Origin of the sequence: Clostridium algidicarnis DSM 15099 (assembly GCF_002934235.1) — a bacterium.
GTDB lineage: Bacteria > Bacillota > Clostridia > Clostridiales > Clostridiaceae > Clostridium_L > Clostridium_L algidicarnis.
The window spans coordinates 143,928-156,570 of sequence record NZ_PTIS01000001.1 but is presented as its reverse complement, the minus strand read 5'-3'; the positions used below and the strand labels follow the sequence as shown (position 1 = coordinate 156,570).

Below are 12,643 nucleotides of genomic sequence, written 5' to 3'. Positions count from 1 at the left end.
CTATTTCCTTATATCAAGGAATCTTCCCTTGTAAGTTTCTTTAGTAGTATTTTTATGTTCTATTGTAGCCTCTACCTCTACATTTTCAGGCCTTGTGGCCTCTATAGATATATCTTTATGACCCTTTGCATATTTAGATAAGTTAAACTTCTCTTTTGAATCTTTTTTATTTTTCCATCTTCCGTTTCTTCTTCCGGAGTCATTTTCTTCTTTATTTATAAGAAGTGTTCTTTTAGAATGAACCTTACCTTCTCTTGTTTCTGCATTAATCCTATCTCTTAGGTCATTATCAACTTTATTTAATCTAAATTCCATGGTATCACCTCAATAATAGTATATATTTGATGTATTTTTAAGTTAAGCTTTTTTATCTACTAAAAGTCCTACCATTTCACACATTTTAGCCACCATATCTATTATCTTTCTTGGTGGTATTTCCATTATCACTTCTTTAGTGTCAGTATTTACTATCTTTATCATAATCTGATTCAATTTTTCATGCATCTCATATTCCGCATGCACATTTTCACCTTGTAAAAATTTATTTAACTTTTCTACAGAAACTTTCATATCTTCTTTAGAAAAATCTTTGTTTTGTGACTTTATAGGCTCTATAGGTGGTAACATAGATGTATCTACACTTGTGTCTTTCACTACTATACTTAAGTTATAATCTGTGGAGTTTTGTCTTCCCTTACTTATCCTTGTAACTTCCATATTAATACTCCTTCTACATCATATTATTTCTTAAAGTTTTTTAACATATCTATACTAAAGTTTGTAGATTTTTTATTTTCTTCTCTTACCTCATCATAGAGCTCTTTTCTTAAAATCTTTATTTCCTTTGGTGCTGAAATGGCTAGTTTTACGCTACCCTCTTCTGTCTTCACTACTGTAATTTCAATATCATCCCCTATGAGCAAAGATTCACCTTTTTTTCTGGTTATAACTAGCATCTTATCACTCCTTAATCAAAGGGTATTTTATAGGATACTTTTCATCCTGTAGTATTATTTGTTCCCCTAAATCTTTTTTTATATTTATAATTATAGGTGCTCTAAGATTTACTGTTATACTATTTATATTCGAACTTAAAGTAACAGTATTAAGCATTAATACATCACTTTCTTCTTCTATCTTTAATGTTTTTAATGTGTTTTCTGGTAAGACTACTTCATAATCCACTGCAAAATCAAAAGGATTAATAACTATAATGCCTACGTCTTTATCTTCTATAGAGTGTAAAATTTTAAAAACTTCATTACCCTCCACTGAAAATAGCACAAATTCTCTTAAATCTTCAAATCCTGGAATACCTTTATTAAACCTTATAATATCTTTTTCTTCAAAGCCTATAATCCCATGATATTTAGTTTCAAAATTCATTTTATAAACACCTTCTTAATTTTATCTTATATAATCCATTAGTGTTGGTTGTATTATTCTAGCACTTGCTTGAAGTGATGCCATGTAGACTGTCTGCATTACATAGGATTCCATACTGTTTTCTGTAAAGTCTATATCCTCTACCTCTGAAAGTATTTCAGTCATATTAAAGTTTTCTTCTATATTTCTTTCCTTTGCAGATTCCATCCTATTTTGCTTTGCTCCAACACCAGACCTTAGTTTTAATATATTGTCTAATATATCACTTACTCCTTGAAGGTCTTCCCCTATTAGTTTATCCCTATCCTCTGGCTTATCACTATCTAAATGATCTGTTATATTGCTTAATATTTTTCTAATATCTAAGTCTTCTTTTTTTGAGTTTTGAAACTTAGTTATTTCAGTTGCCGTTACATTATATTCAATATAAACACCTTGAGATACCTCTACGCTAAGCTTTGAATTTATCATATTATATTCGTCATTACCAATATCAATTTCTTGTCCTTCGCGGCCTCTATAAATAAGTTTACTATTTTCTCCTGTCTTTACTATGTCCATAGGCTTTGATGTTCCTCTTGTTCCTCCGAATATATACTTCCCATCAAAATTTGTATTTAGTATTTGCGAAAACTCTTCTATCTTTTCGTTTACTTCATCTTTAATTGCCTTTCTTTCAGAAGATCCGTAGGCTGCATTTCCAGCTGATACTAAAAGATCTCTTACTCTTTTAAACACTTCTCCAGATTGTCCTAAAGCTGTATCTGCTGAATCAAGCCAGTTTATTGTATCTTTTATATTTTCATTATATTGCTTATTTGCAACTATATCTGAATTAATTTGCATTATTCTTGAAACTTTAAATGGATTATCTGAAGGTCTTCTTACCTGTTTTCCTGAGGTTCCTTGTTCTTGTATTCTTTTCATATTATTAAGATTATTTCTCATATCGCTTAAAAAGTTATGGGAAAGCATCTTATTTGTAACTCTCATAATTACACCACCATTTTTATAATTTTATCTTTTAAGTCCATTAATTACTACATCTAGCAGCTCATCTATTGTAGCTATAACTTTAGCATTTGCCTGATATGCATGTTGAAATTGTATAAGATTAGTCATTTCTTCATCCTCTGATACTCCAGATATACTAAGCCTTGACTCTTCAAAGCTTGCTAAAAGTTTCCTTTGGTTCTTTGCTGTTTGATTAGCTTCTTGGGCATCTACACCTAATTTATTTACCATATTTTTAAAATAAGCATCCATCTTCATACCTTTAACATTGTTTTTTATAAAAAATTCATTAGGAGCTGTATCAAATCCATTTGAACCTTTTACGCCAATTAAGTCTTCTCTAGTTTTTATGTCGGATCCTATATCTTGTATCATTAAAATTGTATCTTTTAATCCTGCTATTGCAAGAGCTCTCTCATTATCAGATTCCCCTGATTCCTTACTTGATCCTACAAATATCTTCATTACATCTTTCATTATTTCTGGATTTACAGCTATATTACTTGCATTTATATCATCTTCGCTACCACCATCTTTATTTATAAAAAATAGAATTTGATCATTTTTATCAATGTTTTTGGTGTGTATAGCGTTTACTGACCAAGCTAAGGACTTTGCTAGTCTATTTAAATCATTTTCGTACTTTTGAATATCATCATTTATAGACATAAGACCTTTTAGTTCACCTTTAGAAGGTTTAAACAAAGAGGTATTGAAGGATTTGGTTGGATCTAAATTAAGTTCCCCTGTAACACTATCTATAGTGCCTAAGGATACTCCATTATCATCTACCGGTTCTCCATTAACATTAGTCCAAATTACTCTTGAATCTTCTAATTCTTTTTTAATTCTAGAAATTTCATTTTGATCCGCCGGATCCATTTTTAGTGTAACAGTAACTTTATTTTCAGCACTAAGCTTATTACCAAGCTTATAATAAGTTACTTCAATATCTCCTGTATACTGCCCTGTTGATGGATCCTTTTTAGCATCTATACTATCTACATAAGATAATCTATTAACTTCTGTCTTGTTATTAACTGCTTTTATCATATTTAGATTTGAGTCTTCTGCTTTAAGGTTTATGCCTTCATAATTGCTTTTTTCTATTTTTATATTAAACTTTGAACTTATTTCATCTAATAACATATCCCTTTGATCCATAAGATCATTCGGCATTTTTCCCGATACATTTACTGTCATTATCTCTTGGTTTAACTTGTCGATTTGATCTAAAAGAGCACTTACCTCTGCTACAGCTGATCTTGTAAGTTCTTTTGAGTTTTCTTTTAGCTTTTCAAGCTGTCCATAGGTATGGTTTATAGAATTTGCTAAGGATGCTGACTTTTCCGCTGCTACTACCCTGGTATTTGATCCTTCTGGATGTTTTGAAAGATCCTGCCATGCTTTATAAAATTCTCCCATCAAATTAGATATTCCAGTATCTGTAGGTTCATTTAATATTCCCTCTACTTCCGAAAGAAACTTTTCTCTTGTACTGTATTGACCTAATATACTACTTTCTGCCCTAACTTGAAAGTCTATAAAGGAATCTCTGATTCTTTCTATTGCCGCAATCTGTGATCCTGTACCAAGCTGTCCTGGTTCTGCTGTGTTGTGTATACTTGGTGTTGCAAAGGGCCTTGTAGTAGTGATTTTTGCTCTTTGCCTTGAGTATCCATCAGTATTTGCATTTGCTATATTATGTGCCGTTACATCTAATGCCTTTTGTTGTGTAAACATTCCTCTTTTTGCTATATTAAAAGTTCCGAATAATCCTGACATACTTCCACCTCAATTATTTTCCTATCTTCCCCAAAGAATTATAGGTTGTATTTGGTCTATTAGGGTTTATTATATTTAATATCTTACCTGTATAGACAATACCTTGCTTTAGTATCATTTCATTAGTATCTTTTTGAATAATTAAGCTACTAAGAATGTTTTTAACATTAATATAACTATCCTCTAAATCATCACTGTGAAGTTCTTTAATAACTTCACTCATAGCTCTTCCCTTTGTAATTGCTCGCCTTTTCACTTCTGCTTTTGCAATGGTTTTATTGCACTTTTCAATATCTTCTATTATAGCTTCTAATTTAAACACATCTTTTTTTAATATATAATCATGTTGAAGATTTAAAAGTTCTAACAATTCTCCTAAGCACTTAGCTTCTTCATCCATTATATCCTTTAGTTCTTCTCTCATTTATAAAAATTCTCTCCCTTTCATAATCTTTAGCATTTTATCTGCTAAATCTTTAGAGTGAACTTTATAGGTTCCATTTTCCACACTAAGCTTTATGCTTTCAACCTTTTTTTCGTCCTTTATCATATCTATATTATCAAAGGACATATCCCTTAAGCTTCTAGCTGTAGATGATATTTCTATAGAGTCCTTCTTACTTATTGATTTATTACTTTCATTTACCTTCTTATTATCTCCATAAGCTTTTATAAAACTTACATTATGATTTATTGGCTTAATATTCATATAACCACCTCCGGTTTAAGTTCACCTAATACATTCTTTTCATATATTAATTATCGTATGGTTCTTTAAAAGGTTTAGTAAAAGCCTATAAATTTAAAGTGTAAAGTATAAAATAGTGCTAATAAGATCCTCATTTTACTTAAAATCTTTATAGCACTATTTTATGTTTTTAACGCGTTTTATTTATATACTTTAATGATTTATCTTCCAAGAGTTTTAACTCTTTCTGTATTATTAACTATACTGGTAATTCTAACTCCAAAGTTTTCATCTACCACAACTACTTCGCCATAAGCCACTCTTTTTCCATTTACTAAAATTTCTACTGGTTCTTCTGCAAGTTTGTCTAGTTCCACTAAAGACCCTGTACCTAAACTTAAAATATCCTTTATAGACTTTTTAGTTCTTCCAAGTACTACGGATATTTCTAAAGGAACATCTAAAATAAGATCGATATTTTTCACATTTCCTTGAACTCTTTGTTCTTCTAATGGTTGGAAAGAAGCTTTTTGTACATCTACCTCTTCTTGTTTCATTGTTATAGCTGACTCTTCGATGGATTTCTCATAAATCTCACTATTACTAGGTGTATCATAAGATCCATTCCTTTCGCTATTAGCATTTGTATTAACTTTTGTAGTCTCTTTTGCTTCTTCAGTTACAGACTTATTGTTATTATCTGACAGCTCTTCTTGTGTAAACTTTTCTTCTTCCCCCATCATTATTTTAACGATTTTTTTGCCTGTAGCAACTGGTAATATTTGCATTATAGTGCTATCTATTAACTTCCCGATAGTCATACTAAAGGAAACTTTTATTATAGGCTCATCTTCGCTTATATCATCTGCTAAAGGTTCCGTGTTATCCGTCCATATCTTTGATACAGGTGGAGATATGTTGACCTCCCTTGAAAACATAGTTGCCATGGAGGTAGCTGCTGAAGCTATCATTTGATTCATTGCCTCTGATACTGCGCTAATCTCTATTTCCGAGAGTTCCGGTGTGGAGTTTAGACCATCTCCTCCCATCATAAGACTGGATATGACAGATGCATCTGGGGTTTTCATCACCAAAAGATTTTGTCCTATTATTCCACTAGTGAATTTAACCTGTAGTGCTATATTAGGTATCTCAAAAGAATTTTTAAGTTCTCTTAATGTAGTCAAAGTAACTACAGGTGTTGTAATATTAACCTGTTGATTTATTATTTGAGAAAGAGTAGTGGAGGCAGAACCCATGGATATATTACCTATCTCTCCAAGTAAATCTTTATCTATATCGGATAGTACTTCTTCCTCTATATTTATATTTTCATTAGAATCCTCACTATTCCCTCCGTCTCCCTTTAATAAAGCATCTATTTCCTCTTGGGAAAGGAATCCATTACTCATAGTTTTCCACATCCTTATCTATAATATCCAAAATTTGTGCACCCTTATTTTTACCGATGAGACCTGGCTTAATATAGAAGCATTCCTCATCTTCTACTATAAGTTTTATAGGCTTGTTGCACTTACTATCTAGTGTAATTACATCTCCAACTGTTAACTTTAAAAAGTCATCTACAGTTAAGGATGCCTTACCTAATATAACTCCTAGGGATACATCTACAATATCTAACCTAGTTCTTAATCTTTCTCTAGACTCTTTTAGCACTCCTTCATCATTTTGTTGGAACCAATATTGAACTACTAATTTATCTAGAACTTTTTCTATACTTAAATAAGGAATACATATATTTATAAAAGTATTGTTTTTCCCCATCTCCACAGAAAATGTAACTAGTGCTACTGGCTCATTAGGTGCTAATGTTTGATTTAATGCTGGGTTTGTTTCTATGCCCTCTATTTCTGTTTGAACACTTAAAATATCTTCCCAAGCTAGTTTTAAATTACCTATAAGTCCCTTATTCACTTGAGTTATTATATTTTTATCTATATCTGTAAATTCTCTTAACTTATATTTATTATCACCTTTTCCTCCAAGTAAAATGTCTATTATTTGAAACACAAATTGAGGATTAGTTTCAAATAATATGGATCCATTTAAAGGTGGCATTTTAAATATAGTCAGTATTGTAGGGTTAGGTATAGAATGTATAAATTCTTCATAAGTTATCTGTTCTACCGATTCTATTTTTACCTTAACATTAGTTCTTACTTGGGCTGACAGATAATTTGATATAATCCTTGCATAATTATCATGAATGAGTTCTAAAGTCCTTATATGATCTTTTGAAAACTTTTGTGGACTTCTAAAATCATAAGGCTTTACCTTTTGTTTTTCTTCTTCTTTTGGAAGCTCGTCTGGCTCAATTTCTCCTGAAGACAAGGCAGACAGCAATGCATCAATTTCGCTTTGGGATAATACCTCTGCCATTATATTCCCTCATTTCCTTCTTAATTTGCTAAGAGTTTATTTATATCTATTAAAGTTACGACTCTATCTCTAAAATTTATAACCCCTTTAACGTATGAATTCATGCTTTGTTCTTCAACTCTTTCAATAATATCTTCTTTTATTTCTAAAACCTCGTCTACTTGATCTACGGTTATAGCCACTTGTTCTTCTTCCATATTTAAGATTATGATATTATTCTGATCTTCTTTAGATATTCCCATATCTAAAATCATATTAATATCTAATAAAGATATTATAGTACCCCTTAAATTTATAAGCCCTTTTATGTATACGGGAGCCTTTGGTACCTTAGTTATTTCCATGATATCACTTATACCTTGTACTTTTGAGGTCTCTACAGCAAATTGTTCGTCATTTAATTTAAATATTACTATTTGCATATTAAAAAGCCTCCTTTAACCTATAGTCTTTTTTATAGCTTCTAAAACTCTATCTGCTTGAAATGGCTTTACAATAAAATCTCTTGCTCCAGCTCTTATAGCTTCCATTACCATGCTTTGTTGTCCCATGGCACTACACATTATTACCTTAGCTGCTGGATCAAATTCTTTTATTTGTTTAACAGCTTCAATACCATCCATATCTGGCATTGTAATATCCATTGTTACAACCTCTGGCTTTTCTTTTTTATACATTTCTACAGCTTTTATACCATTACTTGCTTCACCTACTACTTCAAACCCATTTTTCTCAAGAATGTCTTTAATCATCATTCTCATAAAAGCAGCATCATCAACTATTAATACTCTTGTCATTTTTTCTACCTCCAACATTAAATTACTCCTAGTGCATTTAACATTTTCTCTAAAGATCCCGGCATTGGGACATAATAAAAATGTCCACTAATATCCTGGTTTAAATCACTATTTAAAAACATGGTTTCAATATCTAATACGTATTCATCATATTGACCTGATTCAATAAATGTAGTGCTAAGTATTGCTCCTAGCATATCATAAGTTACCGCTGGTACAGATGGAGTTATAAGTAAATTTGTGAATTTTGAAATAGCATTCATATAAGATCCTGCTATTATATTACCTATTTCACAAAGCACTGAATACCCCATTTCGCTTATTTCTTCTTCTTCCCTTTTCCCTGTCATAAGTTCTATTATATTTAAAGCTACAATTCTTTCAAATATAAATAATATATTTCCAGGAGCACTACCAAGTACCCTAACAATAACACCTACTACAGGCTCTTCTCCACTTATTCGCAAAAATACCTCATCAAACTTTACTATATTTACATAAGGCACTGTCATATCAATTTTTCTATTTAATAATTGTGAAAGAGCTGTAGCAGCGTTTCCTGCACCAATATTCCCAAGTTCCTTTAGGGCATCAAGTTGCATATCACTAAACTTTAAATAGCTCATTATGAATTATACCTCCATCTAAGCTTATAGAGATAGTCCTTATCATATTAAGGCTCCAACATCAAGAATTAATGTAACCAATCCATCTCCAAGAATAGTAGCTCCAATGTATTCCTTTGATGCTTGAAGAGTTTTACCAAGAGGTTTTATTACTATTTCTTGTTGTCCTAAAAGACCATCTACTAAGAGGCCTACCGTCTTTTCACCTACATTTATTATTACTATAAATCTTTTTTTATTTTCCTTATCTATTTCTAAATTTATTTTTTCATTTACCCTAACTAGTGGTATTATGGTATCTCTATATATTATAACTTCTTTACCATCAGTTCTTTTTATTAAGTCTTCGCTGTAATCTATTACCCTATCTATATATCCTAAGGATATAGCCATAGTTTCGTTGCCTACTTTTACAAGAAGGGCTTGAATTATTTGCAAAGTTAACGGAAGCTTAATTATAAATGTCGATCCTTTATCTATTTCACTTATAACATCTACAGTTCCACCTAAAGCACCTATCTTTGTTTTGACAACATCCATACCAACTCCACGTCCTGAAATATCAGTAACCTTTTCATTAGTACTAAATCCTTGAAGAAAAACTAGATTTCTTATGTCATTATCATTCATACCTTCTGTGCTTATCCCCATTTTTTCTGCCTTGTTTTTAACTTTTTCTACCTCTATTCCCTTACCATCATCCTCCACCTTTATAACAGCCTTTGTACCTTCTTGATAGGCACTTAATGTAATTGTTCCAATTTCACTTTTCCCTTTTTTAAGTCTTTCTTCTTTGCTTTCTATTCCATGATCTGCAGCATTACGTATAAGATGTATTAGAGGTTCTCCTATTTCATCTATTACTGTCCTATCTAGTTCTGTATTTTGACCCTCTATCTTAAATTCTATTTCCTTATCAAGTTCTACTGAAAGATCTCTTATCATTCTTGGAAATCTATTGAAGACAACATCTAGTGGAAGCATTCTTATTTTCATAACTAAATCTTGAAGATCAGATGTAGTTCTAGCTACTTGTTCTAAAGTCTCATTTAATTCTAATAATTTATAGCTTGTACTTATCTGTTCTAGTCTGGTTCTATGAATAACAAGCTCAGACACCATATTCATAAACTTATCTAATCTTTCTAAGTCAACCCTTACAGATTGGTGTGTCTTTTTATGATTAGTACTATCACTTTCTTTATGTTCATCTTTTGGTTGAATTTTTACCTTCTTTACTTCATTTATCTGTTTTTCCTTATTAACTTTAGCACTAACATCCTTTATTTCTTTTGATTTATTTTGTTCTAAATCTATTTCGCTAACTTTAACATCTCTTACCTCAGAAATATTGGATATAATGTTAAATACCTCTTCATCATTTTTAGTTGTTATATATACTAAAGAAATTTGAAAATCAAATATTTCATTTTCTATATCTTCTGCACTAGGAATAGATTTTATTATTTCTCCACTTTCCTCTAATGATTTAAATATTAAAAAAGCTCTCGCTGACTTTAATAAAGTATTTTCATCTAATGTTATGTATATTTCTTTAGCATAAAAATCTTTTTCTACAGCTTGCTTAATTACGTTAATATCATATTCATTAAGTTCTATACCATCTTCTACTAATTGTTCTTTTTCAATTTCTTTTATTTCTACCTTTTCTTCATGATGCTCTTCAGCTATAGATTCTAACTGACTTATTATACCTGCTATATTTTCTTCTGATTCCACACCCTCTGATACATTATCCACCATTTTCTCAAGAGTATCAAGGCATTCAAAAAGTACTGTTACAACCTTTTGTGTAACTTTAAGTTCTCCTTCTCTAAATCTAGATAACACATCTTCCATTTTATGAGTAAGTTCTGCCATATCATTATATCCCATGGTGGCTGCCATTCCTTTTATTGTATGTGCTACCCTGAATATTTCATTTAATTTATCTATATCCTCTGGTCTTTGTTCAAGTTCTAATAAGGACTCATTTAATGTTTGAAGATTATCCATAGACTCTTCTAAAAACATGGATAAATATTGTTGTGTATCCATCTACTTACCTCCTTATAGCTTCTTATATATAAAAGTAGAAGCCTTTTCAAATCCAAATTCTTTATAATTATATATACTTTCAGTGGCACCTACAAAAAGTATACCACCTGGGTTTAAAGCGCTGCTAAATTTTTTATATATATTATCTTTTATATCTTGATTAAAATATATAACTACGTTTCTACATATTATTACATCAAAACCATTGCTATATCTATCCATAATAAGATCATGTTTTTTAAAGCTTACCATGTTTTTTATCTTACTATCTAAAATATATTTACCTTCTGATATACTAAAATACTTATTTGCATAGTCTTTTGGCATATTTTTAATATCTGAAGCTGAATATTCACCTTTCTTTGCCTTTTCTAAAATTGTATTATCTATATCTGTAGCTATAATATTGTGTTTTACGCCCTTAGATATATCATCTAGTATCATAGCTATAGAGTACGGCTCAGCTCCAATAGAGCAGGCAGCACTCCAAATTTTAAGAGGTCTTTTACTTCTCGTTATTTCTTCTTTAAGCTTTAATTTGAATTCATTAAAAATCTCTGGATTTCTAAAAAATTCCGTAACATTTATAGTTATAAAATCAAGAAACTTTTGTCTTTGTTCTTGATCCTTTTTTAATAAAATTACGTATTCATCAAGATTGTTTGCACCAACCCTAGACATTAAGCTTTTAATTCTTCTATGAAGTTGATTTGACTTATAGGCGGATAAATCAATACCAAAATCCTTTAAAACCCACTTTTCGAATTCTATAAAATCCATACTATCTTCTAACCCCCATAACAGTCTTTACAATATGTACTGGTATATCTTGCAATGGTAGTACTATATCAACCATACCTGTTTCATAAGTAGCTTTAGGCATACCATATATTATACAAGTAGATTTATCTTCTGATATTGTAAGTCCACCTCTTTTTTTAACTTCAACAGTGCCTCCGGCACCATCTTTACCCATGCCAGTCAAAACAACACTCATAAGATTAGTTCCGTAGACCTTTGAGGCCGATATAAATAACTTATCAACTGCAGGTCTCACCCCCCAAATTGAAGGCTCTGTGTTAAGATGTATCTTCTTGTCTTCCCACACTTCCATATGGAATCCTCCTGGTGCTATGTATACTGTGTCCTTTTCTATATCGTCACCTTCTGCTGCTTCCTTAACCCTTATATCACTATTAGCATTAAGTCTTTCAGCAAAAGCTTTGGTAAATCCTGCAGGCATATGCTGTACAACAAGCACCGGTACTCCAATATCTTTTGGGAGGGCTGTAATTACGCTATAAAGTGCCTTAGGTCCTCCTGTGGAGGCTCCAATAGCTACTGCTTTTATTCTACCTATGGCATTAACTTCTGCTTCTTTACCCTTTTTTAGGGACTCTCTTCTTATTTCTCTTTGTTCTTTTAAAGTTATCCTCATCCTTTTAAATTCTCTAGAATTATTGTCTGGAGATATTTTATTATATGCTCCTCTTATCTTTTCTGTCAAATCTTCCCTAACCTTATTAATATCTAAAGAAATTTCACCAGAAGGTTTTGGTATAAAATCAAAAGCTCCTGACTCAAGACACTCAATGGTTAGTTCAGTTCCTTTTATAGATATACTACTTAACATTATAACCGGTACAGTTATTCCTCTTTTTTTAAGTTCTTTCAAAGCTGTGATTCCATTCATCTTAGGCATTTCAACGTCTAATGTTATTATATCCGGGTTAAGTGTTTCAAGTTTTAATAGGAGTTCTTCGCCATTTTTAGCTATACCTATAACTTCTATATCCTCTTCCGCATTTAACATATCTGATATAATTTTTCTCATTAAAGCGGAATCATCTACTACAATAACTTTGATTTTATTCAAGCTTCATCAACTC

Annotated in this window: 16 protein-coding genes; all 16 read right to left on the bottom strand. The window is 31.1% G+C overall.

The features are described 5' to 3' along the window. A complete protein-coding gene (locus BD821_RS00730) occupies positions 1–315 on the bottom strand; it encodes a hypothetical protein (protein ID WP_104408879.1) in 315 nt (104 codons plus the stop codon). A 42-nt stretch (positions 316–357) separates the two neighbouring features. Continuing rightward, the gene (locus BD821_RS00725) at positions 358–717 is read right to left on the bottom strand and encodes a flagellar protein FlaG (protein WP_104408878.1); all 360 of its coding nucleotides are present in this window, start codon (positions 715–717) and stop codon (positions 358–360) included. A 23-nt stretch (positions 718–740) separates the two neighbouring features. Further along, a complete protein-coding gene (csrA, locus tag BD821_RS00720) occupies positions 741–956 on the bottom strand; it encodes a carbon storage regulator CsrA (protein ID WP_104408877.1) in 216 nt (71 codons plus the stop codon). A gap of 4 nt (positions 957–960) precedes the next feature. After that, a complete protein-coding gene (fliW, locus tag BD821_RS00715) occupies positions 961–1,386 on the bottom strand; it encodes a flagellar assembly protein FliW (protein WP_104408876.1) in 426 nt (141 codons plus the stop codon). 21 nt (positions 1,387–1,407) lie between these two features. After that, positions 1,408–2,379, bottom strand: coding sequence for a flagellar hook-associated protein FlgL (flgL, locus tag BD821_RS00710; protein ID WP_104408875.1), 972 nt, complete (start codon positions 2,377–2,379; stop codon positions 1,408–1,410). Positions 2,380–2,403: 24 nt separating this feature from the next. Further along, complete coding sequence (flgK, locus tag BD821_RS00705; protein WP_104408874.1) at positions 2,404–4,185, bottom strand: flagellar hook-associated protein FlgK; 1,782 nt, start codon at positions 4,183–4,185, stop codon at positions 2,404–2,406. A gap of 13 nt (positions 4,186–4,198) precedes the next feature. Further along, positions 4,199–4,609 (bottom strand): flagellar protein FlgN, encoded by a 411-nt coding sequence (locus tag BD821_RS00700; RefSeq protein WP_104408873.1) that lies wholly within the window; start codon positions 4,607–4,609, stop codon positions 4,199–4,201. Continuing rightward, positions 4,610–4,894 carry a flagellar biosynthesis anti-sigma factor FlgM gene (gene flgM, locus BD821_RS00695; protein ID WP_029453494.1) on the bottom strand — a complete coding sequence of 95 codons (285 nt, stop codon included), beginning with the start codon at positions 4,892–4,894 and terminating at the stop codon, positions 4,610–4,612. It abuts the gene before it with no gap. Between the two features lie 200 nt (positions 4,895–5,094). Next, on the bottom strand, positions 5,095–6,285 hold the full coding sequence (gene fliY, locus BD821_RS00690; protein WP_104408872.1) for a flagellar motor switch phosphatase FliY: 1,191 nt from the start codon (positions 6,283–6,285) through the stop codon (positions 5,095–5,097). After that, a complete protein-coding gene (gene fliM / locus BD821_RS00685; protein ID WP_104408871.1) occupies positions 6,278–7,273 on the bottom strand; it encodes a flagellar motor switch protein FliM in 996 nt (331 codons plus the stop codon). Before fliM ends, fliY begins: the two co-directional genes overlap by 8 nt. Positions 7,274–7,293: 20 nt before the next feature. Beyond that, positions 7,294–7,695 (bottom strand): chemotaxis protein CheW, encoded by a 402-nt coding sequence (locus tag BD821_RS00680; protein WP_104408870.1) that lies wholly within the window; start codon positions 7,693–7,695, stop codon positions 7,294–7,296. A 15-nt stretch (positions 7,696–7,710) separates the two neighbouring features. Continuing rightward, complete coding sequence (locus BD821_RS00675; protein WP_029453498.1) at positions 7,711–8,070, bottom strand: response regulator; 360 nt, start codon at positions 8,068–8,070, stop codon at positions 7,711–7,713. 17 nt (positions 8,071–8,087) lie between these two features. Further along, positions 8,088–8,696 (bottom strand): chemotaxis protein CheC, encoded by a 609-nt coding sequence (locus BD821_RS00670; RefSeq protein WP_104408869.1) that lies wholly within the window; start codon positions 8,694–8,696, stop codon positions 8,088–8,090. A gap of 42 nt (positions 8,697–8,738) precedes the next feature. Beyond that, a complete protein-coding gene (locus tag BD821_RS00665) occupies positions 8,739–10,754 on the bottom strand; it encodes a chemotaxis protein CheA (RefSeq protein ID WP_104408868.1) in 2,016 nt (671 codons plus the stop codon). Between the two features lie 12 nt (positions 10,755–10,766). After that, the gene (locus BD821_RS00660; RefSeq protein ID WP_104408867.1) at positions 10,767–11,534 is read right to left on the bottom strand and encodes a CheR family methyltransferase; all 768 of its coding nucleotides are present in this window, start codon (positions 11,532–11,534) and stop codon (positions 10,767–10,769) included. Between the two features lies 1 nt (position 11,535). Further along, positions 11,536–12,630, bottom strand: a complete 1,095-nt coding sequence (locus BD821_RS00655; RefSeq protein ID WP_104408866.1) for a protein-glutamate methylesterase/protein-glutamine glutaminase — start codon at positions 12,628–12,630, stop codon at positions 11,536–11,538. Between the last annotated feature and the right edge of the window lie 13 nt (positions 12,631–12,643).

What these genes read in the sequence shown, in the direction of transcription:
- BD821_RS00730 (WP_104408879.1), bottom strand. Translation starts at nt 315, where the DNA reads ATGGAATTTAGATTAAATAAAGTTGATAATGACCTAAGAGATAGGATT.
- BD821_RS00725 (WP_104408878.1), bottom strand. Translation starts at nt 717, where the DNA reads ATGGAAGTTACAAGGATAAGTAAGGGAAGACAAAACTCCACAGATTAT.
- csrA (WP_104408877.1), bottom strand. Translation starts at nt 956, where the DNA reads ATGCTAGTTATAACCAGAAAAAAAGGTGAATCTTTGCTCATAGGGGAT.
- fliW (WP_104408876.1), bottom strand. Translation starts at nt 1,386, where the DNA reads ATGAATTTTGAAACTAAATATCATGGGATTATAGGCTTTGAAGAAAAA.
- flgL (WP_104408875.1), bottom strand. Translation starts at nt 2,379, where the DNA reads ATGAGAGTTACAAATAAGATGCTTTCCCATAACTTTTTAAGCGATATG.
- flgK (WP_104408874.1), bottom strand. Translation starts at nt 4,185, where the DNA reads ATGTCAGGATTATTCGGAACTTTTAATATAGCAAAAAGAGGAATGTTT.
- BD821_RS00700 (WP_104408873.1), bottom strand. Translation starts at nt 4,609, where the DNA reads ATGAGAGAAGAACTAAAGGATATAATGGATGAAGAAGCTAAGTGCTTA.
- flgM (WP_029453494.1), bottom strand. Translation starts at nt 4,894, where the DNA reads ATGAATATTAAGCCAATAAATCATAATGTAAGTTTTATAAAAGCTTAT.
- fliY (WP_104408872.1), bottom strand. Translation starts at nt 6,285, where the DNA reads ATGAGTAATGGATTCCTTTCCCAAGAGGAAATAGATGCTTTATTAAAG.
- fliM (WP_104408871.1), bottom strand. Translation starts at nt 7,273, where the DNA reads ATGGCAGAGGTATTATCCCAAAGCGAAATTGATGCATTGCTGTCTGCC.
- BD821_RS00680 (WP_104408870.1), bottom strand. Translation starts at nt 7,695, where the DNA reads ATGCAAATAGTAATATTTAAATTAAATGACGAACAATTTGCTGTAGAG.
- BD821_RS00675 (WP_029453498.1), bottom strand. Translation starts at nt 8,070, where the DNA reads ATGACAAGAGTATTAATAGTTGATGATGCTGCTTTTATGAGAATGATG.
- BD821_RS00670 (WP_104408869.1), bottom strand. Translation starts at nt 8,696, where the DNA reads ATGAGCTATTTAAAGTTTAGTGATATGCAACTTGATGCCCTAAAGGAA.
- BD821_RS00665 (WP_104408868.1), bottom strand. Translation starts at nt 10,754, where the DNA reads ATGGATACACAACAATATTTATCCATGTTTTTAGAAGAGTCTATGGAT.
- BD821_RS00660 (WP_104408867.1), bottom strand. Translation starts at nt 11,534, where the DNA reads ATGGATTTTATAGAATTCGAAAAGTGGGTTTTAAAGGATTTTGGTATT.